At 41.7% G+C, this 25,630-nt stretch carries 24 protein-coding genes, 1 tRNA gene and 1 pseudogene; 12 read left to right on the forward strand and 14 right to left on the reverse strand.

What is annotated here, in order from left to right; genetic code table 11:
* Positions 1-163: 163 nt before the first annotated feature.
* Positions 164-252 (reverse strand) — tRNA-Ser (locus BP896_RS08945).
* A 108-nt stretch (positions 253-360) separates the two neighbouring features.
* Between BP896_RS08945 and BP896_RS08950 the strand changes: the two genes are divergently transcribed.
* Both BP896_RS08950 and BP896_RS08955 read left to right on the forward strand, forming a co-directional pair.
* The gene (locus tag BP896_RS08950) at positions 361-693 is read left to right on the forward strand and encodes a hypothetical protein (RefSeq protein WP_291767675.1); all 333 of its coding nucleotides are present in this window, start codon (positions 361-363) and stop codon (positions 691-693) included.
* Complete coding sequence (locus BP896_RS08955) at positions 687-1,775, forward strand: glycosyltransferase (RefSeq protein ID WP_291767676.1); 1,089 nt, start codon at positions 687-689, stop codon at positions 1,773-1,775. Before BP896_RS08950 ends, BP896_RS08955 begins: the two co-directional genes overlap by 7 nt.
* Positions 1,776-1,986: 211 nt before the next feature.
* On the opposite strand, the gene BP896_RS08960 is transcribed toward BP896_RS08955, so the two are convergent.
* A complete protein-coding gene (locus BP896_RS08960; protein ID WP_291767678.1) occupies positions 1,987-2,622 on the reverse strand; it encodes a class I SAM-dependent methyltransferase in 636 nt (211 codons plus the stop codon).
* A 98-nt stretch (positions 2,623-2,720) separates the two neighbouring features.
* On the opposite strand from BP896_RS08960, the gene BP896_RS08965 reads away from it, so the two are divergent.
* Positions 2,721-2,981, forward strand: a complete 261-nt coding sequence (locus tag BP896_RS08965) for a MazG nucleotide pyrophosphohydrolase domain-containing protein (protein ID WP_291767680.1) — start codon at positions 2,721-2,723, stop codon at positions 2,979-2,981.
* On the opposite strand, the gene BP896_RS08970 is transcribed toward BP896_RS08965, so the two are convergent.
* The 3 genes from BP896_RS08970 to BP896_RS08980 form a co-directional block, all read right to left on the reverse strand.
* On the reverse strand, positions 2,962-4,815 hold the full coding sequence (locus BP896_RS08970; RefSeq protein WP_291767682.1) for a (Fe-S)-binding protein: 1,854 nt from the start codon (positions 4,813-4,815) through the stop codon (positions 2,962-2,964). The genes BP896_RS08965 and BP896_RS08970 overlap by 20 nt on opposite strands.
* A 70-nt stretch (positions 4,816-4,885) precedes the next feature.
* Entirely contained in the window at positions 4,886-6,037 is a 1,152-nt protein-coding gene (locus tag BP896_RS08975; protein ID WP_291767683.1) for a radical SAM/SPASM domain-containing protein, read from the reverse strand.
* Between the two features lie 75 nt (positions 6,038-6,112).
* Positions 6,113-8,521, reverse strand: a complete 2,409-nt coding sequence (locus tag BP896_RS08980; RefSeq protein ID WP_291767685.1) for a hypothetical protein — start codon at positions 8,519-8,521, stop codon at positions 6,113-6,115.
* A gap of 180 nt (positions 8,522-8,701) precedes the next feature.
* On the opposite strand from BP896_RS08980, the gene BP896_RS08985 reads away from it, so the two are divergent.
* Both BP896_RS08985 and BP896_RS08990 read left to right on the forward strand, forming a co-directional pair.
* Entirely contained in the window at positions 8,702-8,956 is a 255-nt protein-coding gene (locus BP896_RS08985) for a FaeA/PapI family transcriptional regulator (RefSeq protein ID WP_291767687.1), read from the forward strand.
* A gap of 126 nt (positions 8,957-9,082) precedes the next feature.
* Positions 9,083-10,048 (forward strand): prephenate dehydratase, encoded by a 966-nt coding sequence (locus tag BP896_RS08990; RefSeq protein ID WP_291767689.1) that lies wholly within the window; start codon positions 9,083-9,085, stop codon positions 10,046-10,048.
* 45 nt (positions 10,049-10,093) lie between these two features.
* On the opposite strand, the gene pdo is transcribed toward BP896_RS08990, so the two are convergent.
* Together pdo and BP896_RS09000 are read right to left on the reverse strand one after the other, a co-directional pair.
* On the reverse strand, positions 10,094-10,843 hold the full coding sequence (gene pdo / locus BP896_RS08995) for a protein disulfide oxidoreductase (RefSeq protein WP_291767691.1): 750 nt from the start codon (positions 10,841-10,843) through the stop codon (positions 10,094-10,096).
* 54 nt (positions 10,844-10,897) lie between these two features.
* Positions 10,898-13,243, reverse strand: a complete 2,346-nt coding sequence (locus BP896_RS09000; protein ID WP_291767693.1) for a DNA-directed DNA polymerase — start codon at positions 13,241-13,243, stop codon at positions 10,898-10,900.
* A 140-nt stretch (positions 13,244-13,383) separates the two neighbouring features.
* Here BP896_RS09000 and BP896_RS09005 point away from each other — a divergent pair, with 140 nt between their 5' ends.
* Positions 13,384-14,076: a nucleotidyltransferase family protein gene (locus BP896_RS09005; RefSeq protein WP_291767695.1), complete on the forward strand. Its 693-nt coding sequence runs from the start codon at positions 13,384-13,386 to the stop codon at positions 14,074-14,076.
* Positions 14,077-14,081: 5 nt separating this feature from the next.
* Here BP896_RS09005 and BP896_RS09010 read toward each other — a convergent pair whose 3' ends face one another.
* Entirely contained in the window at positions 14,082-14,327 is a 246-nt protein-coding gene (locus BP896_RS09010; RefSeq protein ID WP_291767697.1) for a hypothetical protein, read from the reverse strand.
* 186 nt (positions 14,328-14,513) lie between these two features.
* On the opposite strand from BP896_RS09010, the gene BP896_RS09015 reads away from it, so the two are divergent.
* The 4 genes from BP896_RS09015 to BP896_RS09030 all read left to right on the forward strand — a co-directional run bounded on the left by BP896_RS09015 (position 14,514) and on the right by BP896_RS09030 (position 17,852).
* The gene (locus BP896_RS09015; RefSeq protein WP_291767699.1) at positions 14,514-15,113 is read left to right on the forward strand and encodes a hypothetical protein; all 600 of its coding nucleotides are present in this window, start codon (positions 14,514-14,516) and stop codon (positions 15,111-15,113) included.
* The gene (locus tag BP896_RS09020) at positions 15,097-16,437 is read left to right on the forward strand and encodes an ATP-binding cassette domain-containing protein (protein WP_291767700.1); all 1,341 of its coding nucleotides are present in this window, start codon (positions 15,097-15,099) and stop codon (positions 16,435-16,437) included. The genes BP896_RS09015 and BP896_RS09020 overlap by 17 nt, the downstream gene beginning before the upstream one ends.
* On the forward strand, positions 16,427-17,140 hold the full coding sequence (locus BP896_RS09025) for a hypothetical protein (RefSeq protein ID WP_291767702.1): 714 nt from the start codon (positions 16,427-16,429) through the stop codon (positions 17,138-17,140). Before BP896_RS09020 ends, BP896_RS09025 begins: the two co-directional genes overlap by 11 nt.
* 94 nt (positions 17,141-17,234) lie before the next feature.
* Positions 17,235-17,852 (forward strand): cysteine hydrolase family protein, encoded by a 618-nt coding sequence (locus tag BP896_RS09030; protein ID WP_291767704.1) that lies wholly within the window; start codon positions 17,235-17,237, stop codon positions 17,850-17,852.
* A gap of 31 nt (positions 17,853-17,883) precedes the next feature.
* Here the strand turns inward: BP896_RS09030 and BP896_RS09035 are convergent, their stop codons facing one another.
* A complete protein-coding gene (locus tag BP896_RS09035; RefSeq protein WP_291767706.1) occupies positions 17,884-18,450 on the reverse strand; it encodes an HD domain-containing protein in 567 nt (188 codons plus the stop codon).
* 10 nt (positions 18,451-18,460) lie between these two features.
* Between BP896_RS09035 and rsmA the strand changes: the two genes are divergently transcribed.
* Together rsmA and BP896_RS09045 are read left to right on the forward strand one after the other, a co-directional pair.
* Positions 18,461-19,282: a 16S rRNA (adenine(1518)-N(6)/adenine(1519)-N(6))-dimethyltransferase RsmA gene (rsmA, locus tag BP896_RS09040; protein ID WP_291767708.1), complete on the forward strand. Its 822-nt coding sequence runs from the start codon at positions 18,461-18,463 to the stop codon at positions 19,280-19,282.
* A 106-nt stretch (positions 19,283-19,388) separates the two neighbouring features.
* Positions 19,389-19,943: a hypothetical protein gene (locus tag BP896_RS09045; RefSeq protein ID WP_291767711.1), complete on the forward strand. Its 555-nt coding sequence runs from the start codon at positions 19,389-19,391 to the stop codon at positions 19,941-19,943.
* Positions 19,944-20,035: 92 nt separating this feature from the next.
* On the opposite strand, the gene BP896_RS09050 is transcribed toward BP896_RS09045, so the two are convergent.
* The 5 genes and pseudogenes from BP896_RS09050 to BP896_RS09070 form a co-directional block, all read right to left on the reverse strand.
* On the reverse strand, positions 20,036-21,565 hold the full coding sequence (locus tag BP896_RS09050) for a glycogen/starch/alpha-glucan phosphorylase (RefSeq protein ID WP_291767712.1): 1,530 nt from the start codon (positions 21,563-21,565) through the stop codon (positions 20,036-20,038).
* 78 nt (positions 21,566-21,643) lie between these two features.
* Positions 21,644-22,624: a MarR family transcriptional regulator gene (locus BP896_RS09055; protein WP_291767714.1), complete on the reverse strand. Its 981-nt coding sequence runs from the start codon at positions 22,622-22,624 to the stop codon at positions 21,644-21,646.
* A 352-nt stretch (positions 22,625-22,976) separates the two neighbouring features.
* Positions 22,977-23,411, reverse strand: a complete 435-nt coding sequence (locus BP896_RS09060; RefSeq protein WP_291767716.1) for a 50S ribosomal protein L14 — start codon at positions 23,409-23,411, stop codon at positions 22,977-22,979.
* 45 nt (positions 23,412-23,456) lie between these two features.
* The gene (locus tag BP896_RS09065) at positions 23,457-25,262 is read right to left on the reverse strand and encodes a hypothetical protein (protein WP_291767718.1); all 1,806 of its coding nucleotides are present in this window, start codon (positions 25,260-25,262) and stop codon (positions 23,457-23,459) included.
* Between the two features lie 150 nt (positions 25,263-25,412).
* Positions 25,413-25,630 (reverse strand): annotated as a pseudogene (locus BP896_RS09070) (radical SAM protein); the annotation flags it as partial.

Here is a 25,630-nt window from a genome sequence, read left to right on the forward strand (position 1 = left end):
AATAACTATAATAAGTGGAATGCACATTACCTGGCCTAGGCTACCTTACGTTATTTCCTTAACATAGGCTCTAACGCCTCATTAGCTATCCCTCAATTCAAGCAAATAAGTAGTAATCACAACCTCTAGTAACACTACCTGCATCATGGGGTATGTGGAAGGATGGCGCCGGGGCCGGGATTTGAACCCGGGCCCCCTTGCGGGGATGGGCTCTCAAGGCCCACGCCTTGGACCAGGCTCGGCCACCCCGGCCTAAATGCTGTTTGGTTGGTATTTTTTAAAGGTTTACCTTAAATAATGAGTATCCTGAGTAAGGGGTACTGATGATAATGTTTTTAAACCAGCATATTCATGGATCCTGTGTCCCGTGGTTCAGAGCTTAATATAAGTAAGGAGGGGTTCGCGTTAGCAGTAATTTTAGCTATTGTTGCTGTTATATTCATGTTTGGCTTATGGAATCTCGTTGCACCCACCGGCATAAGCGTCTCCATTGTTAGGTCTGAATGTGGCCCAACTTACGGTTACTCAGTGGCAATATCAACAATAGCCACCGGTATGCTCATTTACTCAGCATACAGGATTATTAGATTAAATAGAGTTGATTCAATATCACTGCTACTGCTGCTGGTAGCCATGATAATGTTCACTGTCACCGCCTATTCAGTTTACTCATTCTCGTCAAGCATATGTTAACTCAATTATTCTACATAGGTTTATTACTTGTGTTAATTCATGTTGCAGTACCGCTACTCTACTACATTATTATCCTAGCCTACGTTAGGAGGCCTTGGCCCATTAACCCAATTAATGTGAGTAATGAGGAACTACCCACAGTATCCATTATAATACCTACATATAATGAAGAAAACATGATAGTTGGGAAGCTGGATAATATTCTTGAGCAGAATTACCCACTGAGTAAGATTCAGTTAATAATATCTGACTCAAGCAATGATAATACTCAAGCTAAGATTGAGGAGTGGTTAAGTAGGCATAGGGGGGTTGATTTAAATTACATTAAGAGCCCTAGGATGGGTAAGGGCCATGCCTTAAATAAGGCATTGGAGTTGGCCTCAGGTAACATTATAGTGACCACTGATGCTGATTCACTGTGGGCTAAGGATTCCTTAATTAATGCGGTTAAGTGGCTTATTAATGAACAAGTGGGATTGGTTTCATGTATAAAGGCGCCTAGAGGCGGGGGCTTAACTGAGGATGCCTATAGGAGGCTTTACAATAATTTAAGAATTGGGGAGAGTAAGGTACATTCCTCAGTGGTCTTCCATGGTGAATTACTGGCGGTTAAGGGGAACCTACTTAAGAGTATTGGTGGTTTCCCAACAGACATAGGGGCTGATGATTCGTATACTGGGGTTAAGGTTGCCTCAATGGGCCTTAGAGCAATAATTCCAGGGGACGTGACTTGTATTGAGTATGTTCCAAGTAATGGGTATGGTAGGTGGAGGGTTAGGAGGGCTCAACACCTACTGCAGAGTTTCATGAAATCCATTAAGTTACCTAAACCAAGTAACTATAAGCCAATATACTACACTGAAGCCTACATTCACCTAGTGAACCCGTGGCTACTTACAATTGGCGCAATCCTACTCTTAGCCTCAGGAGGTTTGTTAGCATACGCCTTAGTTGCATTGGGCATAATGCTATTGGTGTGGCCGCCCTTTAGAGCTTGGGTTATTCAACAATTCATACTAATGTACGCCATGGTTAGGAACCTGTGGACTAAGGAATTAATGTGGGAGAAGATAAGCAAATAACCCCTTATCCCTTTTACAGGATTACCTTCATTAATCCTCTAGTGAAGGATCATTAATCGTTACCCTACAATTATGGCTTAAAGACTCACACCTCATGATGCGTTTAAACAGTGGGATGTTTCCTCCTCATTGATGCCAACTATAGTGAGTGGTGAACTTTAACCAGTGATGACTAATAGGCGATTAAGGGGGTGTTAATTTGAGGAGTTGGTTAAAAACCTTTAAGTATCATTGCTAGGCCGCCAGCTTCACTACTTAACCCTATTAAAGGTGCATTAACCTCCTTAGCAAACTGTACAGCCGCGTTGCTGAATCTATAATTGTCGATAAGTATGATTCCATGCTTCATGAACCTCCAAACCATCCTAAGCTCAAATAACACATTATCATAACTGTGGTCACTATCATGTAGGAAAAACTGAACATCACCCAGTTGCATTAGGGTTTTCTCAAGTAGTTCCCGTGAACTACCTATTAGGAGCCTCCACCTACCCTTAAGTTCCTCTGGAACAATGAAGCCCACTGGGTAGTTTTCATCGTAGTAATTACTTATCTCAATGGAGTAGAGGAGGCCATCATTAAGCTCATTAAGGGTACTAAGGATTACTGCACTGGATACTCCAGCTCCTACACCAGTCTCCATAGCTATCTTGGGTTTAAGAAGCTTAATTATTGTGTAAAGTATTGGCCTCTTCTCGGGGGATAATGCACCCCACAGCCTCCTACCCCTGAGCCTTGCCCTCAATACTTTATCTATATTACTGTACCCACTTAGGGCATTAATTACTGTATTATTATTAAGCCTGAATGCGCTTGATAGCGTATTCACCACTTTTTCACTCAGCATCAAATTCGATATCGAATTAGAGTTTTAAAAAGATTACACCGAACACTAGTTAAAAGCCATAGGGTATTGTTAAATATTTAACAGTACTGTGTGATTTCATGGATATTAGGGAGGCTCAGGAATTAATTAGGAGGGCTTACTTCGAGAAGGACTCTAGGAGGGGGCTTTACCAAACCTTCACATGGCTTGTTGAGGAGGTGGGTGAGTTGGCGGATTCCCTGTTGAAGGGTGATGATGAGGCTAAGATGGAGGAGATAGCAGATGTATTCGCCTGGCTACTGTCAGTGGCTAATTTACTTAACATTGATGTGGAGGAAGCCTTTAAACGCAAGTACGTTACTAATGGCCCCCCACCATAGACTCCTTAATAAGCTCACTAACGTCTATTATCCTACCCTTGAATCCGCTCACCCTAGCAGCATCACTAAGCATTGCATTGCAGAATGGGCACATTGTAACAATTGTCTTAGCCCCAGTTTCAGTTAATTGACTTAACCTAATGCTACTTATCCTCTTCTCCTCAGGGACATCATACCAGTAATTAGCCCCACCAGCACCACAGCAGAATGTATTCTCACCACTATTCTTAGGCTCCTTAAGAACACCCACTGAGGATACTATAATCCTCTGGGGTTTAGTGGATTTATTATACCTAGCTAGGTAACATGGATCATGAATAGTTAACACTTCCCCACTCCTCTTAACATTCACACGCCCCCTCTCAATTAATTCAGCTATGAATTGAGTATGGTGTTGAACCAGCACACTCCTCATGTATTCATCTAACTTAGGGTACTCGTTCCTGAATGTGTTGTAGCCGTGGGGGCATATGGTTATTATACTCTTAACGCCATACTTCTTAAATACCTCAATATTACTTAAGGCCACTTCCTGGAACCTACCCTCATCACCAAGCCTCCTCAATGGGTCACCGCAGCAAGCCTCCTCATCACCAAGCACAGCAATTTCATTAATTAAGCCAGCAGCCTTAATAATATCCACAAGTGACTTAACAATCTCCCTGGCCCTAGAGTCAAAGCTGCCCATGCATCCAACCCAGAGTAGGTGCTTGAAGCTTGGATTCTCCTTAACAGTCTTAACGCCCAATTCCCTTAACCACTCATGCCTACCGTAGTTACTAACACCCATGGAGTTACCGTACTGGGTAACGTTAAGTAGTAGTGTTGACTTCTTTTGATCAAGCCTACTTAACTCAACAAGCCTCCTCCTTACATCTATTATTAAGTCAACGTGCCTAACCCCAATTGGGCAATTATAGATGCATGCACCACAGGTTGTGCATGACCAAACCTCATCATCGAGAACAACCTTAAATACATCAGCATCACCGCCATTTGAATCCTTAACGTACTTAAGCTTCCTAATAAGCATCCTTGGGGATAATGGCCTACCCGCCAGCGTTGCTGGGCAAGCTTCCTCACATGCACCAATCTCAACGCACGCATCTAGGCTCCGTAGCTCATAGTCAGCTAAGTCACTTAACCTCTCCACACCAATCTTAACCTGGGATGCATCCACCTTACCCTCAAGGACATCCCTAAGGTTGAAGGCCTCCCTGAGGTTAGGTAAATCCAAGTCAAGGTTTAAGTAGAGGTTAACCTCAGGCTTAACGTAATATGCTGCAATTAATACATAGTCAATAATGGATAAGGTAAGCTTAACTTCAACATACGTAGCACTTGTGAATATTGTTAAGGCAAGTGTTGATGATGTTAATGCTATTACAAGCATTAATATTGATTGAAGCATAATGGATCTATGCCTAATACCTCCCATAATCTTCAATTTACTGTAAACTCTAAATGAATCCCCAAGAATCTTAAACCTCCAGGCAAGTGCGGTAATTAGGCCTAGGAGCAGTGGTGTTGATATGGCGAACATTACGTAGTGGGCAATTGGGTTACTGTAGGTTAATGGGTAAATTAACGTGAATAATATTGATAATGAAACACCAAGCAGTATTGATAAGTGCATTAAATGCACCATACCCTTACGGTAGCTTGAAGCCTCATACTTAATGAACATAAGCAACCTAGATATACTTAAGCCTAAGCCACTGCGCCTAATTTCAGAGTATAACCTATATACTATGATTATTATTACCAGTACATTAATTATGTAGAGCACGTAACTAATTACCTCACCACTGGGAGTGAACCTAGGCGGCACCACGTGCAGCACCTACAATGCGTATTAACATTGCAGTGGCCCTTTTAAGTAATCTAGCTTAGGAGTGGGTTAATCATGTAGCTTTATTGATTATGCTTGGTATTGGGCAGAGGGGGTCGTCACCGTAAATGTCGCCTGTTAGGTAATATGCCCTCGCCCTGTCCCCACCCTTGCAGTAAGCCTTAAATTGGCATGTGGAGCACTTAGGCCCCTTAAGGTACTTCTCAGTATTCACGAATAGGTCTAGGTTTGATTCACTTAATATGTCTGCTAGCCTCCTCTCCCTAACGTTACCGAGCTTCACGAAGTCTATGAATTGGCATGGGTAAACGTCACCGTTTGGGTATATTGATATTATCTTTCTACCGCAGCCTCCCGTTGACTCCACGAACCTGAGGTAGTTGCCTAACTCCTCCTTATCCTTAGCCAGCTTTAAGGCTATATATACACCATCGAATGAGCCAAGGGTCGTCTCAATTTCAATTCTACCTGAGTAATCCTTAGCGTACTTAATTAAATTATCCATGAATTTAACGTACTGCGATGGCGTGTACCACCAATCCCTACTTAACCGTTGAGCCCTACCTGAGGCTGATAGGTGGTAAAAGGTTATTCTCCTAACACCCAGTGATAATGCGAATTCAATGTAGGATGGAACCTCATTAATGTTCATTGAAGTTAAGGTGAACCTTAAGCCAACATCCAGCCCAGCATCAATGGCATTCCTTATACCTAAAACAGCCTTAGTGAAGGCACCCTCCACTCCCCTGAACTTATCGTGAAACTCACTGTTTATTGAATCCAGGGAAATGCCAATGTAGGAGAAGCCTACTTCAGCTAGCTTGGAGGCCATTTCCTTAGTTATTAATGTTCCATTTGTTGATAAGGCAATCCTAATGCCCTCATCACTAGCATAACGGGCTAGCTTAAGTAAATCACTCCTCATTAATGGTTCACCCCCAGTGAATAGTATTAATGGAACCTTTAATTCACTGAACTGCCTCACTAAGTTCATTGCCTCCTCCGTCGTTAACTCATACTCATCAGGATCCCCAGCGTTTATGTAGCAGTGTAGGCACTTTAAATTGCACCTCCTGGTTATGTTCCATGAGATAACAGGCCTAATTGGGCTTGAGAAATCACTGGGATGATTAACCCCAAATCTACCCTTAATCTTAACTGATACCGTTCCTGCACCTGTAACCATGACGCTTACTGGAATCATTTGTGAAGCTTAGGGTTATATTTTATAAACATACCTAGGCCATTAAAGGTACCTAATCCATGCATTAATGAGGCATTATAAGTATCCAAGCCTCCTAAGCATGAGTACTATAATTACCGCAATTACTGCAACTATTATTACAGGTAGCATTAATCCTATTAACCTAACGCTTAACGGTGTAGGCATGAACCCATTCACCACTAGACGCTTACTATAGGATGTAATGTAATATGGCCCATTCACCTGTATTAAGTAGTCACCACTCAATAGTGGTATAGCTAATAATGCCTGCGTAGACCTCAGCCTCAGCGTGTATGGTTGCCCATTGAATTGAACGCCAACCACGCTAACCGTGTATTGCCCTAACCCCAGTATTGTGCTTACCTTAATTATGAGGCTGTAGGATACTGGCGTGAACGTTAATGTAACATTATCCCCAGCTCCATTTATTATTACGCTCCTAGTGGGGGCGCTGTATGGGTTATTGAACCCGTTAAAGTAGTTTGAGGTTGATGATACTGTGTATGATCCGTCAGGCAGCATGAGTGTTACTGAGTCATTGGGTGAAATTAGGGTTGTTGAGTAGGAGTAGTGCGTACCATTGAAGAATACACCACCTACACCTAAACTCCACTTAACATTATTAATTAACCCTGCTTCACTTATTTTAACTGGGTAATAGTTAACGTTTAGGATTACGTTAATGCCCCTAGCCCCACCCCACACAGTAAAGGTTAGATTATTCACCTTTGGGGATGCAACCCTATCATATGGCCCATAGGTTACGTCAGTTATAGTGAGCGTATATTTACCGTCAGGAAGTAGTATTGTGTAGTAGGGCACCATTATGGTTAAGTCCTCATTAATTTTTGTGCCAGCTATTGTTTCCCCATGCACGGTTGCCTTAATGCTTAAACCACTCATCATGTTGGTTACATTAATGTTAACTGGGTAATTAATTAAGGTGAAGTTAACTGGAACCACAATGCTACCGGCTGAGGATACTGATACCGAACCACTCACTGGCGTTGATGAGTACCCAAATACTGGATTAATAATGAACCTATATGACCCAGGTTCAAGGTAAAATATAATCTCTTCACCGGCTGGGGCTGTTAACGTCTCATTGAACAGGTTGCCATATGATGTTAAACCATAAACCCAAACACTCCACGTGTTGTTTAACGCTAATCCCTCCTCCATGAATATGAGCTTGTACGACGTATATACTGGTGCGATTATCTTTGTTGTTGAGTCATGTATGGCGAAAACTACGCTAGCTGGCTGAATGTAGTAACCCTTAGGTGTCATTATGGTTAAGTTATATATGCCATTAGGTAACATTACTGTGGTATTATACCGGAGGTTAATTAGCCTCAGGTTCACTGGGCCGCTTAAAGTCACGTTGTAGTATGAGGAGTTTACGTAAAGGTATAGTGGGTATAGGCCATTTAAGCTCCTATAGAAGGTTACCTCATCAATGATGCCTAGGCTGGGTAATGCAGCATATAGCTTATTACCAATCATTGTTATTGATGATCCAACCGATGGTAAATGTATTACGCCGATTTCAAAATACATGCTTCTAGTGTATTCGTAAACATAAACCAGGTTATTGACTAAGGCATACAGTAGGCTTTCATTCACATTAGCAGTTAACCACGTTGGAGAAATAGTAATATTATATAGTATACTGCCTGTTGACCCATCTAGTGCATATAAGCCTCCCTTCGTTGATACGAAGAGTATGTTATGCTCCTCATCATAATATGCGTATAGGGGTGTTGAGTTTAAGTTAACTATTATGCAGTTCGAGCAGTAACTCCTGGGAAGCTGCAGTGTGGTGTAGTTTAGGTATAGGACGTAGCCTGTGGCGTATATGACGTATACTAGGTTAAGCTTACCATTCGGTATAATTATCTCAGGTGGCCATAGGTTATTTATGGTTGACGCCACCTCAAAATACTTTGATGATGCATTAATTGTATTGTATTGGAGGAATTTCCCAGACCCATAGGCAACCACGTATAGTTGGCTTGTGTAGTTGTCGTAGTAAACCCACGTTGGCTCAAAGGAGACTAATATTGAGCCTATTATTGACGCAGTGTAACCGTTGATTTCGTAAATTAAGTTACTGGTGGGGCATGAGACATAGAGTACATTATCCGCATAATTAATTGACGCCAAATATGGTTGCATGCAGTAGGGTAAGTTAACGTTTCCAATGACGGCTCCATTACTCATAATTAACACACCGCTAGTTGCATTAACGCTTGTTGCGTTAATGTGGGCATATAGTATATAGAGGTAGTTTGCGTTTGGGTTTGAGTAGATTCCAGTAATTACTGTGGCGTGGCCTATGTATGGGGTTAAGTTAATCATTGTTTCATTAACTGGGGTAAATGATTCTAAGGTTAAGCTAAATGCCGTTAATGGAATCATAGATATACATACTAGTAAAGCTACTAGTATTACTCTACTCATTATAAGGCTTAACTAAGGGAATTATTTAAATATTCCCCCAAACATCAATTAACCCAGTGATGAATGACACCAGAGCTTAACGGTGAAGAGAAAGGTAATTAACTACTGAAATAATACTTAAGTATGAAGCTAAAACCAGGGTGAGTTAATATTTAAAATAACTCAGCAGGCAGATGAGTTATGCCTAGGAAGCAGACTAACAAAATACTGGAGAGGAAGAACGACATACTGGAGATTATAAAGAAGAGGGGGGAAATATCCACTAATGACCTTGTTAAAACCACTGGGCTTAGTCATAGTCAAGTATTCTACATACTGAGGTTACTTCAAAGGGATGGGGCAATTAGGGAGATTAAGAGGGGGAAGGTTGCCTATTGGAGGATTGTTGAGCAGGGTCATGAAGCTGCTGAATCTGAGGGCACCGACATTATTTAGCAGCATGATTAACGCAGCCTTTAGTATTAAAACATTAAATTAAACCTAAATTTAACCATGGGTTAATACTTATTAATTCTAGTCACTAAACCCAGGCATGGATAAGTCGGAATTCTAAATCAAGTAATGAATTTAATTAAGCAGAGTGAGGAATCCATTAGTAGGCTTAGAAGCATCCTAAGTAATCTGCCGCCGGGTATTAATCTGCTTGATGCCATTAGTAGCATAAAGGAACCAGTGGTTTTAAGCATAATTAAGGAGTACATTAGTGGTAGCGGTAAGGTGGCTTACCTTGGTCCTGAGGGTACATTTAGCCATGAGGTTGCATTAATGCTGCTGAATGGAACAATGATTCCAGTTAAGGGGATTGATGATATTGTTAAGGGGGTTTATAGTGGCCAATTCAACTATGGTGTAGTGCCCTTTGAAAACAACCTGGCTGGCATAGTGGGTGATACCATTGATGCATTGATTAAGTGGAATGTGGGTGTTAAGGCTAGTGTCGAGTATAGGGTTTCACTATGCCTAGTGGTGAATAATGAGGTTAATTCAATCAGCGAAATCAAGGAAATATACTCGCATCCACATGCAATTGAGGAATCCAAGGAATTCCTAAGTAGGTTAAGCATTACCATTAGGCAAACATCATCAACCGCTGAGGCCCTCAACATGGTTATTGGGCACAGAGAAAGGGCGGCAGTTGCTTCAAGGCTTGGTGCACGGTTAAGGGGATTGAAGGCCATTACCTGCGGCATTGAGGATAAGCCAAGCTTCACTAAATTCCTAATACTGCAGAGGGATGTGGGTAATATTGGTGATAGGTCATTAATAATATTCTCAGTACCGAATAGGCCTGGCTCACTATACTCAGCTTTAAAGCCCTTTGCCGAGGCTGAGCTTAACTTAACAATGATATACTCTAGGCCTAATAAAATGGGGCCATGGGAGTATGACTTTATTCTTGAGGTTGAGTGCAGTTTAAGTGAAGCTAAGTGCCTTAATGCAATTAATGAGCTTAGGGAACATTCAGCATACGTTAGGATTCTAGGTAGTTATAGGTATTTAACCATTCAGGGTTATGATGATTCATAGCTCCTAAAGAACACTACTTTTTACTCCTAAATAACCCCTAAGGACCTACTGGCTGGGGGGATTGAAGCCGCTGTATGATATTACCTTCTTAAGTAAGTCAGCCTCAGGTGGTACTCCAACGAACTCAACGTCGCCTGTTGAACCTTCATTCCTAATGACTACTGTCGGTACAGCTGTTACACCATACATGTCCGCTATATCAGGTTCCTCATAGGCCTCAACAACCACTGACCTAACCTTACCCTTACTTTCATAGGCGAACATGTTAGCCAGTAGTACTGCGTATGGGCAGTATGGGCATGATGGGGTAACCACGGTTACCACCTCAACGGCCTTCACATCTGAGTTAGCCATTGAGGCTAAGGTACTCCTAGTCCTAGTTCTTAAACCAGTTTTACCTGTTGATATCCTAGTTATAGTCTCTATAAAGGCCCTAACCTCCTCACCCAGTGGTGCACCAAGGTACCTTATTATGCCTCCATTAATGTATATTACGGGAACCCTATTTTCCTCAATATTGAACTTAGCTCCATCATCCTTATTCTGGTCAACCCTATGCTTATTAACCAGTATTTTACCCTCAGGCGCTAAACTGGCTAGTAGGTCAATGAGTTCCTCCGTTGGAGTGCACCAGTTAGTGTCTCTGCCTGCGCAGTTGCCTGTTGTGAAGAAGTCGAAGGTTACTGGGTTAACCATTTGTGAAAGCATCTCCTTTATTATACCCTTCGTTTCCTCATCAACCTCTATGTGAACCTCCTCAGGACCAGTAGGTGGCGTTAGTGGTGTAGCTGACATTGCACTCAACGTGACACTGCACTTTTAAAAATCTTTCGCGTAAATGTCAACACATTAATTGAAGTAATCAAGGATGCTTCTCCCGCTTTTACCAAGTAGTGCTGCTTCATTAATCCCGAAGACCTCAAGTATCCTTAATGCAGCTGGGATAACCTGCTTCTCCACGTAGTAGTCAACATCAATTGCCTTAACGTCATCAATGAATATGTATGGGTAAGCCCTTTGAGTCAACTTATCGCCACTATCCTTAACAATCACAAAACCCACTGTATCACCCTTATTAACCACGTAGCCCTTCTCCATAAGCCTCCTGGCTGCAATCACGTGTGGTTGAAGAGCCTTATACTCGTTAATATCCTTATCCAGGGTTTTCCAAATTATTACATCATCAAGTGTGAACCTGTAGTTCCTTAAATCATCAATAACTGATTTAACGTACTTAACAGCCTCATCAACGCTCTCCCTCAATACTAGCTCAGCAACCCTCTCCTGCACGTTCCTTGCCAATTCACTCCAATCACCCCTAACAGCCTCGAAGCCCACTATATCCACTTCATTATCTGTGGTTAACCCAATGTACCTCTTCTTAGATTCAGTGAATATTAATTTACTGTAGACTTTATCTATCTTAACCTCAAAACCCATTTCATTAATCCTACTTATTATATCAGCAACCTTATCCTTATCGTAGGTAATGAAGAGGCTATCAGTATCACCATATATTACTGTTAAACCCCTTTCCTTAGCCATGTTCATCGCAGTCTTAAGCAGGTGCCTACCCCAGGCCGTAACTGATTCAGCAACCTCCTTAATATACCACCTAGCCCCAAGCCAACCACAGTAACCATACATGGCGTTAGCCATAACCTTAAGCGCCCTCTGCCTCTCATTAAGCAGAACCCATTCAGGTGAACCCTCAGGGTGTTTCCTCATTTCATCCCTAGCCTCACGCCTAGCATCAATAAGCTTCTGAAGTAATGATGCGTAAAGCCCCCTGGGGCTCTTCCTAAACCTATAGCCAACCTCTGGGGCAACGTAGTAGTCGCCCTCAGATGAGCCTAATACAAGTGTGTCTGGTGAAATATTGTATTTCAACATTATGTTTGGGTACATGGATGAGAAGTCTATTACAGCAATATTATTGTGAATACCTGGCTTTGGCTCAAGCACAATGGCGCCCTTATAAGTTTCGTATGGCCTCTCAACCCTATTTGGCGCCAGTTCACCCATCTTATAGGCCTCATGCATAATCATCCACTCCACCCTAGCACCCACGCTGGCTGGGCCAACCTGATCCAATGGTAGGCCTGATACTGAGGCAAGCTGCATTGCGTAGGGTAAGAGTACTTTACCTAAACCAAGGGTGCTTAAAACATCATCCCTAGCATACTTAATTAATAGGCTACGCTTCCCTTCATCATCCCAGTACTGGTAAATCCTATGCCCAGGAATATTAACACGCTCACTCCTCTTCATTATTCCAAAGTACTCTGCAACGTAGTCTAGGCTCTTCCTCTTAACGTCAGTCATATCCTCGATGAAATTATATAAGTCAACATGGGCCCTCCCTATTATTGACCAATGCCCATAAACACTCTGTTCAGGTGGTGTACCGTACTTCGACAATTGAAACTTAACATTGATTACATTAGCCCTATTAACCAGGTAGGGTATATCGAATTTATTTGAATTGTAGCCGAATAATACGTCGGGGTCCCATTCCTTAACTATACCCACCATGTCGTTAAGCATTTCCCTCTCATGCCTATAATCATTGAGGGTCAGTAACTTAACATTACCATTATGGTTAGCCATGGCGATTATTATGATGGGGTCCCTCTTGGGGTCAGGGGTGCCTCTTGGATTATAGACCTCAATATCAAAGGCCATGTAGCTGAGCTTAGGCATTAAATCTATGTCAAGTGAAGTGGGGGGTGTTTCAGTTAAGTATACGTTACTGATACCACCTATTTTAGTGTCCATTGGCTTAAGGTTACTGAACATTAACCAGCCTGGCCTAATGTCATTATCAATCATGTACCTAATGTAGAACCTAATGTCGGCCTCGAGGACGTCCTTAACGTTTTGAATAGCCTTAACCCTATCCCTAAGCTCCCTAACCTTATCAGGTACTGTGGCGGTAACCTTAATTACCTTAATTGGCTTACCGAAGAACCTCCTCTCAGTAACTTCAGCCTTAACAACATTCTGCATCTTACCAATAACCCTAGCAACCTGCTCCTCAAACCCCTCCTCTGGAACCACGTAGAAGTATGGCCTAAACCCCCTATCCAGGATAATAATCTTCTCACCATCCTCATCAACGCCAAACATCCTAATCTCAGGTGAATTACCTACTAATCCATAGGTAATATCCACTAGGTAAACCCTCTTCTCCACATGATTCTAATACTGAACTTATTAATAACCCTAACTAGGCCTACAGTGCATGGTTAAGTAATGATTACGCGCCATGGACTAGGGAATAATGCCGCTTCAAGAGCCAGTGACTTAAAAACGCTTAAAGCATTATGAGTAATATGGCTGTATTTGGTGTGGTGTTGGCTGCTGGAAAGGGTGAGCGCTTAAGGCCACTTACCCTCTACGTACCTAAGCCCCTAATGCCTATTCCAGGTGGTAGGCTTGCAATGCAGGATGCAGTGGAGCGCCTTCTTCCATTAAAACCCGTTAGAATATACGTTATTACTCATTATATGGCTGAGTTAATATTGGATGCTGTTAAGCGCATGAACTTAACGTATAATGGGTTACTTGAGGCCATTATTCACGATAAGTTACTGGGTACTGCTGGCCACTTATATTTTCTAGGTAATTTAGTTAAGGATGATGATATTGTGGTGGTTGAGAATGGTGATGTAATAGCTGATGTGAATATGGTTGATGCTGTTAATTTTCACATGGAGAAGAACTTAGACATGACTATAATTGGGTATAGGGCTGGTTTTCAATTAAGGTATGGTGTACTTGAAACCGAGGGTTATGAGGTGAAGGCTTGGGTTGAGAAGCCTACCATTAACTTAACTATATCAACAGGTAACTACATAATTAAGGGTAAGCTACTAAGGCTACTTAACGGTGGCTTCATTGATATGAATGATTATGTTAACTTAATTATAAGAAGGGGAGGTAGGGTTGGTGCGTATTTGGTTAATAAATTTGTAGACATCGGTACTGTGGATGATTACCTCAAACTTTGGTGCCAGGGGAAATGATGAAATTAAGTCTTAACATCTCTACTCTTATCAATGGCAAAGGCCCTCCTCTCATCCTCAATATACCACTCCAACACATAGTTGAATTTGTCAGCTAATGTTCTAGCAACATCATATGCCCTATACCATCTTTTACTCACCATTACTATCCTCCAACCCACTTGAACAAGCTCAAGGTCATTTAACTTACCTGTCACAAGTATGCGCGCCTCCCATGGGTTCAATAAAACGTAGTAACGCTTACTCTTCACAATACCTAAGTATTACCGGACTTTTTTAAACACTAACCTTAATAGTGCTCCTGAGTAGGCTAAAAGTTTAAGTGACCTCTCCCTACCACACGTTTTAATTTACCTGAAGCCTTAATAAAGCATTAAACCTTAGGTTTATCAATAGTAACGCAAGGTTTATTAACCAGTAAACCTGGGGTTTATGCAATGGCACTGGAGGTTTCATTGAAGGAGGCGAGGGCCATTAAGGTCTCCTTGGTTTCAGTAATGGCGGCGCTGTCAGTAGCCTTATCCTTCATTCAAATACCCTTCCCAGTAGCACCATTCCTTAAATACGATTTAGCAGGTATACCATTAATAATAACAGCACTATTAATAGGGCCCAAGTACGCATTACTGGCAGATACAGTACTAATGATAGCCCTACTCCGTGGTGGTGACCCAATAGGTGCAGCCATGAAGTGGATTGCAGAGGCTTCAACATTCATCCCAATGTACTACACATATAGGCTACTTAGGGGTAAGTTCAGTAACGTTAAGGCGCTGTACGCATTATCATCAGCCATGGGGATTACGGCTAGGGTTGGGTTAATGGTGGCTGCAAACTATGTAGTTGACCCCTGGTGGTTCCTAATAGCTCATTGGGTTACGACATACACTAAAGCCGCCTCATTAACAATGTACCTCCTACCTGTCATAGCGCTCTTTAACTTAACCATAGCCATAATATACATTGCAGTAGCCTACCCGGTTTACTTAACCATAACCAGGAGGTTTAGGTGGCTTATTAATGCTAGTGGTGAGTGACCTATGGGCTAGGTACGGTAATGGGGATTGGATTCTAAGGGGATTATCATTAAGCCTTAAGGATGGTGAAGTGGGGTTAGTGATTGGTGATACTGGTTCAGGGAAAACAACACTCGTTAAGGCGCTTGCCGGTGTAATTCACTTAACTGGTGGTTTAGCTAAGGGCGTGATTAAGGTTAATGATACTGAATTAAGTGGTGCCGAACCTAGGGAGAGGAGTAGGTTAATTGGCGTCCTTTACCAGGACCCGGCAATACACTTCATTTACCCAAGGGTTGATGAGGATCTTGAATTAACTGCCATTGAGAATGATGTAAGTGTTAACGCTATACTGAATACCGCCGGTTTAAGTAATGAGGTATTGGGTAAATTAGTCACTGAATTATCAATGGGTCAACTTCAGAGGCTTGCAATAGCTAAACTGATTACGAGGGGGGTTAAGGTGATTATTATGGATGAGCCATTAGCCCACCTTGATCAGAATGCTGTTGAATTACTAGTTACGTTAATTAGGGGAATTAAGAGGAGGGGCATATCAATACTCATACTTGAGCATAGGTATGAGCATGTCATTGGCTCAGTGGATAAGGTTCTTCAGCTTAATGATGGTAAATTAAGTGAATTAAGTAGCCTTAGTGGATTAACTAGGCGTAGGTATATTATTAGGAGCGTAAGCAGTAATACTGATGGTGGTTGGCTTAAGTTAAGTAACGTGTGGTTTAAGTATGATGACTCATACGTACTCCGCGGCATTAACCTATCAGCATCATCAAGTAGGGTTATTTTCATAGGGCCTAATGGTAGTGGTAAATCAACATTACTTAAACTAATTCTAGGTGTTGTTAAGCCAAGTAAAGGTAAGGTAATCGTAGATCACTCACACCCAATGCTTTATATGCCTCAAGACGTGAACGTGGTAATGTCAATGACTGATACAGTGGAGGAATTGTACATTGAGTTAGCTAAGGCTGCTGGTAGGAATGCGAGTATTGAGGATCTTAAACGTGAATTGAAGGCGCTTGAAATGCATATAAATACTTCAGATGATCCGCTACACTTGTCAGAGGGGCAGAAGAGGATACTTATGCTTACTATGGCTAAGCTACTGAAGCCCACACTCATGATTATTGATGAGCCAACCTCAGGGCTTTCAAGCAGGTATAGCTTCGAGTTGGCTGAGTTCATTAATCAATCAAACTTAAGGGTTATTATAGCTACTCAGGATCTGCATTTCGCATCCTTAATAAGGGATAGTGACGTATTCTACGTGAAAGGGCAAGAGGGGTATGTTGCTAAGGTGAATGTGAGCGAGTATGTTCTATGAGTGGGTTAAGCCTGTTGTGAAGGGTGCTGAGGGTTTGCTGAGGGGTATGTCGATTATAGGTAAGTTTACGGTAATGCTATCATTCATACCATACCTAGCATCCTACTGGTTCATGAATTTAACTGAGCTCATACCCATTACTGTAACCGGCCTAGTCATGGGTGTGGTTTACCTAGTATTAATAGGGGATTCAATAAGGAGGTTAAGGCCACTAATACTGGTGTGGATTCTATCCGAAGCCACTGGATTGCTAGTGGTGTTAATGTCTAAAGGGGGGTTAAACTTCATAATGCTGCTTAATGTAACAATCCTATCAACCCTAATACTAGTACTATTAATCGGTGTAGTGGTTTCACTTGCATTACTTAGTTTAAGCGAGGTGAGGTATATTCTTAGCATAATGGGCTTAGGTACATTGGGTGAGTCACTGGTATTGTCACTTAGATATCTTTTAAATGCATCAATAGGCATGGATGAGGCCTATATGGTGCTTAAGTCACTTGGTAATGTTAAACCTAGGCTATTGGTTAATTCACTGGTGGCTAATGGTGTAAGGTACTCTATAATACTTGCACAATACATTGAGTACTACGGCATACCCAGTGTTAAGCCTAGGATAGCCTTAAGGAGGCTTGACTCAATAGCCCTAATACCATTAATACTCTACTTAACTCTACTTACACTGCGAACTACTCTAGCATGATGAATGCTACACATGCGAGTGATTAGTTTAGTTGGCTTTTACATGCTTAATAGCAGTGTAACGCTTTTATTTAAAGCCTAATCCCTTAAACTCGATGAGGATTAAGGAGGCTGTTGAGGTTCCTGAACTTGAGGTTAAGGAAAGCATTACTGTTGATTCCTCCAGGACTGCGGTGTTGGTTGTTGATATGCAGAATGACTTCGTTAGGAGTAATGGTAAGCTCTATGTGCCTGATGCTGAGAAGACTATTAGGCCTATTGCTGACTTACTTGAAAAGGCTAGGGAGAGTGGGGTGAGGGTAATTTATACTCAGGATTGGCATTTTAAAGATGACCCGGAGTTTAGAATATGGGGTGAGCACTGCATTATGGGTACTTGGGGTGCTGAGATTGTTGAGGAACTTAAGCCTCAGCCTAATGATATAGTTATTAGGAAGAGGAGGTATGATGCATTCTTTGGCACTGACTTAGATTACGTACTTAGGCATGTTGCTAGGGCTGATACATTGATAATAACCGGCACTGTGGCCAACATATGCGTACTCCACACGGCTGGCAGCGCTGCGTTGAACTGGTATAAGGTTATTGTACCTATTGATGCGGTGTCGGCATTAAATAGGTTTGACTACTTAGCGTCATTAAGGCAGGTGAGCTTCCTTTATAGGGGTGATTTAACAACAGTGAATGGTATTGCCTTCAAGAATCCACGATAGGCTGTTTAACCTAAATTTAATTAAATCACCCTTAACTTAAAGCCTGTGGTTTACTGGAATCCTTGTTTTCACTGCATTTAATTAATACATCATTTAATAATTCATTCAATTCCTTATTATTCACCCTATTCAATAATTCCTTAACTTCACTTAGGTAATTTCTAACTAAGTCTGATGTACCGTAGTTTAACTCCCTGTATTGGCATGCCCTAATTAACGTAGCTAACTTATCGCTGATAGCGACTACAATTGCCTCAGGGCTCTTTAAATTAACATACTCATTAAATTCATCACCAAATCCTAATTCCCCAACAATATTTGCTTCAAGCAACCTCCATTGGTTTAAACCCATCTTATCCCTAACAATCCTTGATACATTACCTGTCACTGACTCTGCAGCATCATGAATTAACGCTAATAGGGATGCCTTACCTGCATCCAAGCCCATTAACTTAGCCAGTGAGGCTGCTATGTATGATGCTAGGAGGGTGTGCTCAGCCACGGTTTCAGGGCCCCTAACACCAGCGTTAACCCACCCTATCCTAGGTATCCCAGCTAATGAATCCACTAGTTTTAAAAGCCTCCATAAATTAAGCATAATCACCCCTGTGGTTGAACTTAATGACTTTTACGCAGTAGATAAGTGGACTCTAATTAGGTTAGCTAAGTCAGCCCTGGGGCTTGGGGTTAGGGTTGGTGGTGATGTGCATTTTATGGTTGATCCATGGTACTTAAATGCCATTGCCGAATTAACTAAGGGTGAGAGGATTCTTGAGGTAGGCTTTGGTTTAAGCTACTTAACGCATTACTTGGTTAAGTATGCTCAACACGTGTTTGCATGTGACGTGAATCCAATGATGATTAAGGCCATTAATGCTATTGGGTTAAGTGGGGTTAATGCTGACTTATTCATATGTGATGCATTAACTTATAAGCCACCCATTGGGTTAACCATTGTTTCAAACATACCCTACAGCATTACGACTAGGCTATTGTTAAGATTACTGACTAATTACGGTGCTAGGAGATTAGTATTAACATTACAGAGGGAGGTGGCCTTAAGGCTTGCGGCTAAGCCTGGCTCCACAAATTACGGTAGGCTCTCTGTGATTACTCAATGCCTAAGTTCAGTCAAGATAATTAAGCATGTGCCTCCATGGGCTTTTTGGCCAAGGCCCAAGGTGTATTCAACAATCGTTGAATTAAAGCCTTTACCTAAACCATGCGTTGACGTGAAGGCTTTAGAGTCATTAACGAGTAAATTATTCACCCAACCCAATAAGAGGGCGTTTAAGGTTATTAGGCAATTCTACGGTTTAAGTGAAAGGGAAGTACCTGGTTACCTACTTAATAAGAGGGTTAGGGAGTTAAGTATTGATGAGGTTACTGAATTAGTTAATGTTTTAGTAAATATGGGAAAAATTACATAATTACAGCCATGTGATATATATCGCATGATTATGCCTATATATGTAACATATGCTTTTTATGCATAATTCACCCGCTTTTATTAAGCATAGGAAATAAACTATGCATATGCAGAAGTCAATTAACATAATACTGTTAAGGGAGGGTGAATTGGATAAGTTACTTGGGGACTTAGCATACATTAACAAGGCTATTAGAGGTGATAAATCACCCCCAGTCTACCGTAGGGTAAGGAAGTTTAAGAAAATGGGCGTACTAATTGTAAATAAGGGCACTGTCAAATTAACCACTAATCCGCTTCTCTTAGCTTCATTTGAGGTTAATGATGATTCCATAAGGATACTTGACTTCGCATTACTGTATCAGAATAAGGAGCTCCACGTAATATCATCAATATGCGGCGCAATATGTGAACGGTGCCCAAGATTGCAAGCATGCTCACTACTACTTAAAAGTATATTTGAAGAACTAGGTATATGCACAGCCAGGGGTGTTACACCAGTTGAGGTTATTAGATTCATGATTAATGAATGCCTAGGTAATTCAAAGCGCATTAAGATGGTGATTGACATGAGGGATCACGCTCACAGGTCAATACCTGATGATGGAAAATACATCATCATAAACACCCACAAAAACAGTAAGCCCACTAACGTAATTTGATTACTTAGTTTAATCTCATTTATTTCCATTGAAATAGTTTACCCTACTTTATTGCATTTAATCAGATAATGAAACTCCCTACTGGATTTTCCTTAAAACCTATAGTACTGCTTAAGTGCATTAACTATGTCTGCATTATTTATGAATGTTAATGATGCATTAACAGCCACTTTCCAATACTCGTTACTATTATTGTAATATAATTGTATTATCTGGTTAAGCTTATATGAGAATTCAGAATACTCCTTCTCATTAATCTCATTAGCCCTTGGGTCACTGCCAATATCCACTAGGTATCTTTCATCAAATCCAAATAACCAACCATTGAAGCCATCTGTAATTAACTCAGGTACTGCGCCATCCCTTGAGGCTAACGTTGGTGTTCCATTCATAGATGACTTCATGAATGATGTACCGCTAGCCTCCCAGCCTGGGAAGGGGGTGAAGAGTAGTAGCTTAACCTTGGGTAATACATTCTTAGCCACATTAATGTCGTAGTCATGAATGTAAACTACATTATTATACTTAATAGCCAACTCCCTGAACCTCTTCATCATTGATAATCCCCATTCATCAAATGGGTGAGCCTTACCTCCAAGCACGAAGACTACATCATCCTTCTGCGGATTCTCTTCAATGAACCTCAGTATGAAGTCAGGCCTCTTATACCTTGTTAACCTCCTAATCCACGCCACTGTAAATGAGTCGCCTAACCTTAAGCCGGGCTTATATTTAGATAAGAATGACTCAAGTTCACTAACCATTTCCCTCTTTATTCTTGATAATTCATCAATATTTAACTTACCTTCCATGTAAGCCTTAAGCACCCTACCATCAACCCACCTAATTAAATCAACGCCATTGGTTATTGCCCTAACCTTATGCATGTGGTGCGGTATTACTTTAGAGACAACATCTCTCATTTTCTTAGACACCACAATAACCTCACTACTCATAGATAATCCCAATTCAGTTAATACTACTGGGTCCTCAAAGAACCTGAAGCCGAATTCCCTCCTAAACAATTCAGCTGGGAATGATGGGTGGCCCCAGGGCCCAGGTGTATGTATTATGATCCTGTACTTCTGTGGTGGTAGAGGTAGTACCAGTGGAAGTATTGCAGTGTAGGCTTCCTGAAGGTCTATTACATCAACATTCCTTAAACCAATCCTACTTCTAATATACTCAGCGGCGCCCTTGGCTAATAGGACGTACTTGTAGAATTTACTATCAATATCCTGCTCAATGTATAATCTATCAACTAAGTCATAAGCCCACCTGGGTGATTGTGGGCTTAGGAAGGCTACCTTAGCGTTATTAAGCCTATACTCTAGTACGTTTACGTAGACTTCACTATCCTTTAGGTTAATTCTCAGGTAACCTGCTGGATTCAACATACTCCTAAAGGATCTGGGGTGCCTTTGAGGTACTGGCACTGGGTTATTACTGTTATCGAAGATATAGTCAACGTAACCATTATTGTAAAGCAGCGTTATGACTACGTATGGCTTATTCATCCTCGCCATGGCGTAGAACTTATCAGCCTCAAGGACGCCTAAACCACCTGAGTAGGTGTATCCCTCATCTAGTCCTATTTCAGGCGTTACGCTTACAATAACCACACACGCATCAAGTGAAGTGGTTATTAAGCCTTTTCTCAGAGTATTACCCTAAATCACGCTAATATTACCTCATTGGCTTCACTTAATGTTAAGCTTAGTTCCATTACTTATGGAGTATGTAACCAACCTACTACTGCCCCTTGGCATTATAAGCCTATTAACCAACCCCTTCCTTAGGAGTAGCCTTAATGATGCCCTAACGGTTCTTTGAGGTATGAGAGTCTTCTCAATAATCTCCTTAGGTGTTAATGGGCCTTCGTACTCAAGTACCTTAAGTATTAGTTTAGCGCTTGGGGGTAGGTCACTGATCATTGATTCAATAATCCTCCTATAGCGATCAAGGGTAGTGGCGGTGGATAACTTAACTAGTTTAATTTCAGGGCCCTTAAATATCGTCACCTTTGTCGTGTTAATATTCCTCCTAACTAACCCATCTGCAATAACCTCTATCTTACTTCTTGAAAGCAAGTCACTAATCACTATTCTTGAATCATCAGGGACTATGACCGGAACCCTAGCTATGTTCGTTGAATTAATGGGCACTATTTCAAAGGACCTTAATCCACCATATATGAGCACACCACCAGCACTGAGGGCGTAGGCTGTTGAGCCTATTGGCGTCGCCACTATTAAACCATCGGCACTATCCCTCCATGCGTATTCATTATTTATAATGAGCGTATACTCCATTAAAGTGGCACTCCTAGCAGGTGCTATTACAATATCGTTAACCGCAACGTAACCCTGACCAGTGGTTAAGGTTGGTATAACCTCAATAGTGTAATTACCCTTCTTAAGGCTATTCATTAAATCATTGAAATCCGCAACGTTAACAGTGTTTAAGTAACCTGCACCATAGCCTATGGTTATTATTGGTTTATCTAATCCGGCTAATTTATGAAGGGCACTGAGTATGAACCTATCAGTGCCAAGTACCCCAATGAAGTCATACCTTGAGAAAACCGATTCATCCGCAGTGAGGGAGTATGAGTCTACTTCACCATCCTCAGTGAACTCCCTAGGTAATTTACCATCCTTAGTAAGCACCATTATTTTCATTACGTATTCAGCACCACAGTTAAATAAACCTACTATTAAGCTTTACGTAATTACACTAAGAGCATGAATCCTACGCATATCCTCTAGAGGCTTATTATTGAAACACACCACTATTACCTATACTGCCCTCTCCCCGCCATAGGGATGAGGCTTATTCCCCCCTCTTGCCAAATCACTAAGCAGCTTAGAAATGCTCTAAGACTCCACTGCGGCTTTAAGAGAGCATGCTTAAGAGGAACCTTACCTATAATTCTACATTAAGCTAACTGGGTTGACTACAATTAAGGAGAGTCAGCGTTCAAATCCCTCACTCATCAAGTCAGGCCTTTGGCACTCATCACTATTCAATGGTTTAAATAATCATGGTTGCTATTGACGCTACCTGAGGCCACCTCTGGGCAGCCTCCATGGCCACTGGGCCATGAACCTCAGTGCCCTTAACCTGCCCCTCTTCAGTAACTATAACTACAGCGTTGTCCTCGAAGGCAACCCATGTACCGTCAGGCCTCCTGAAGGGCCTCCTTTGCCTAACAACAATGGCCCTAAGTATCTGCTTCCTCATTTCAGGCTTACCCTCCTGAACACTAACAACAACCATATCACCCACGCTAGCTCCAGGTATCCTCCTATGAACGCTCTTGGAGTAGTGGCCAACAACCCCAATAACCTTAACCAACTTGGCACCACTGTTATCAGCAGCATTAACTAGGCTATTCATGAATATTCCAGGCGTTAAATGAAACCTCCACGGTACACCAACTGTACGCGGTCCACCTCTCTTAGCCATAGTGTAGCACGCAAATCCGGTCTATTTAACCTTTACCCGATTAAACTAACCATGAATGCTGCTTGTACCATTCTTAATAAGGAACACGTACACTGGGTACGCCACACCAGTGCTGTATGGGAGTATTTCAACATTCCCGAATCTGGCAATCAACGTATAGTTACTTAGATACTGAGTGGTGACAAGGTACACTGTACCATTTAAACTCAATGCTGTGCCCATTGGGTCATATGAAGCCACTACATGGGCCCCAAACCTATCTGCTAGGTGAATGAACGTGTATAGGCAGTAATCGGTAACATACGTACCATTAAGGTGGCTGGCAACGTATAACCCAGCGTCATAAGCGTAATGCTCCATTGGAACTGTAACACAGGCCCTTGGGTAAATACCCTGAACCAACGTGGCTTCAGGCCCAATGGTTGGGAATACGTAATTCATTAGCGTTGACCATGACCACGATGCATCAAGTAAGATTACTAAGGCTAAGATAATTAATGAAAGCGCCCTGGGCCTAGTTAATAATGGGGCTAACGGTATTGGTAGTATAAGGGACCAAATCCACCATGATACAAAGCTCACACTAGGCATTAAGGCTGAGGGTAGTAGTATCACCAGTATCCAGGCTAGTAGTGAGTATAATATGAAGTTACCCCTCCTTAACCCGTGGCTGGCTAGTATTATTAATGGCCAGTAATTAACAATTAATTGAATCAAGTAGCCCTCAATAGCATAATACGGTGATACAGCCTTGGTTTCAACTAAACTACTTGAAGCTGTAATGGTTCCCTTAACCACAGTGAATTTAAGCATAGTGAAGCCTGTGTAATATGCATCTGCGGCAATACCTATTAGGGCTAACCCAAGCCATCTAGGGTCCCTATCCTTAAGGGTGAAGTAGGTTATGAATACTAAAGCCAGTAGTGTTGCAGATACTTGGTGGGCTAAGGCTGATAATAGTGTTAATGCCAGTAATAGTAGCCAATGGCGTTTACCTGACTCCACGTGAATATGCATAACAGTTAATGTTAATATCATTAGGAGGAGGCCTAGGAGCATCATTGCGAATTCCCAGGATAATGAATACATGGTTGGGTAAAGGGTAGCCAATAGTGAAGCCAGTAGCGCATCCCCCTTACTAAACCCCATGCGCCTAAGCATAATGTTCATTGAAACACCGATTAAGCCAAGTAATACAGCATCATTGAACTTAAATATGAGCCAAGGTGATGCAATGTGGGCAATTGGGTAGAGTATTAGGAATAGTAATGGGGGGAGCGTAGTCCACCCACCATACCACCAAGTATGGATGAATTCAGGCCTAATAAGCATATCCATGAGCGTTGCCGCATATTCAGGTGTATCGTAACCCACGAACCATGGCCATGACACTATCTCTGGTATTAGGCGAGTAATGAATGGTACTAGGAATGCTAGGAAGTAACTGTACTTATGCATGAACCTGACTAAGCTATCCGCCACTCCATGTAATACTTCCCTCATGGTTAAGTTGCCTGATTCATAATTCATGAGTATTAAACCAATGCTATAGGTATCGAAGCCAGCAACCATGATAATAGCCAGGACTATGGATGCTGGTGTTGGCCCCCAGTTTACTGCACCAATTAATTGGTAGAGTCCATTAGTAATTATGAAGTAGTTGAAGACTAAACCAATCCTACCTAGCCATGCCAATGAGAAGCCAGTAATGATTAGTAATGCAGCTAAACTCCACTTGGCATTAATAATGCTTAAGAATTGTACCGTAATCCCAATCAACATTAACCAGAATACTAAGTCAATAACCCAACTACCCCTACTTAATTGAAGGGCTGCAAGAACCGGTGACACAATTATCACCACCCATGGGGTTAACCGATTAATCATAGTACCGGAACCACCCATAAGCTTAATCAACCACTAAATCAATTACTTAATATAAGGCTTACGTTCACATTTAAGTTAACTTACAAGCACCATTAACCAACACTGAATAATTCATCACACTCCATATAACCTGTAGCAGGTAAGGCATTGGCTTGGGGGCATTAATTCAATATAATTCTCAGCAATGCCTTGAACCATGTAGGTTCCCCTCCTAGTGAACTTAAGCCTAAAGTTCAAGTAATCCCTACTACGCCAGATGCTTAACGCGTCATTATTATTCTCATTACCAAATATTAGCTTCTTCACCTTGAAGCATTTACCCATGAAGCAAC

The organism is Caldivirga sp. UBA161 (genome assembly GCF_002506515.1).
In the GTDB taxonomy this organism is placed as follows: Archaea; Thermoproteota; Thermoprotei; order Thermoproteales; family Thermocladiaceae; genus Caldivirga.

What these genes read in the sequence shown, in the direction of transcription:
- BP896_RS08955 (WP_291767676.1), top strand. Translation starts at nt 687, where the DNA reads ATGTTAACTCAATTATTCTACATAGGTTTATTACTTGTGTTAATTCAT.
- BP896_RS08960 (WP_291767678.1), bottom strand. Translation starts at nt 2,622, where the DNA reads ATGCTGAGTGAAAAAGTGGTGAATACGCTATCAAGCGCATTCAGGCTT.
- BP896_RS08965 (WP_291767680.1), top strand. Translation starts at nt 2,721, where the DNA reads ATGGATATTAGGGAGGCTCAGGAATTAATTAGGAGGGCTTACTTCGAG.
- BP896_RS08975 (WP_291767683.1), bottom strand. Translation starts at nt 6,037, where the DNA reads ATGATTCCAGTAAGCGTCATGGTTACAGGTGCAGGAACGGTATCAGTT.
- BP896_RS08980 (WP_291767685.1), bottom strand. Translation starts at nt 8,521, where the DNA reads ATGAGTAGAGTAATACTAGTAGCTTTACTAGTATGTATATCTATGATT.
- BP896_RS08985 (WP_291767687.1), top strand. Translation starts at nt 8,702, where the DNA reads ATGCCTAGGAAGCAGACTAACAAAATACTGGAGAGGAAGAACGACATA.
- BP896_RS08990 (WP_291767689.1), top strand. Translation starts at nt 9,083, where the DNA reads ATGAATTTAATTAAGCAGAGTGAGGAATCCATTAGTAGGCTTAGAAGC.
- pdo (WP_291767691.1), bottom strand. Translation starts at nt 10,843, where the DNA reads ATGTCAGCTACACCACTAACGCCACCTACTGGTCCTGAGGAGGTTCAC.
- BP896_RS09005 (WP_291767695.1), top strand. Translation starts at nt 13,384, where the DNA reads ATGGCTGTATTTGGTGTGGTGTTGGCTGCTGGAAAGGGTGAGCGCTTA.
- BP896_RS09015 (WP_291767699.1), top strand. Translation starts at nt 14,514, where the DNA reads ATGGCACTGGAGGTTTCATTGAAGGAGGCGAGGGCCATTAAGGTCTCC.
- BP896_RS09020 (WP_291767700.1), top strand. Translation starts at nt 15,097, where the DNA reads ATGCTAGTGGTGAGTGACCTATGGGCTAGGTACGGTAATGGGGATTGG.
- BP896_RS09025 (WP_291767702.1), top strand. Translation starts at nt 16,427, where the DNA reads ATGTTCTATGAGTGGGTTAAGCCTGTTGTGAAGGGTGCTGAGGGTTTG.
- BP896_RS09030 (WP_291767704.1), top strand. Translation starts at nt 17,235, where the DNA reads ATGAGGATTAAGGAGGCTGTTGAGGTTCCTGAACTTGAGGTTAAGGAA.
- BP896_RS09035 (WP_291767706.1), bottom strand. Translation starts at nt 18,450, where the DNA reads ATGCTTAATTTATGGAGGCTTTTAAAACTAGTGGATTCATTAGCTGGG.
- BP896_RS09045 (WP_291767711.1), top strand. Translation starts at nt 19,389, where the DNA reads ATGCAGAAGTCAATTAACATAATACTGTTAAGGGAGGGTGAATTGGAT.
- BP896_RS09055 (WP_291767714.1), bottom strand. Translation starts at nt 22,624, where the DNA reads ATGAAAATAATGGTGCTTACTAAGGATGGTAAATTACCTAGGGAGTTC.
- BP896_RS09060 (WP_291767716.1), bottom strand. Translation starts at nt 23,411, where the DNA reads ATGGCTAAGAGAGGTGGACCGCGTACAGTTGGTGTACCGTGGAGGTTT.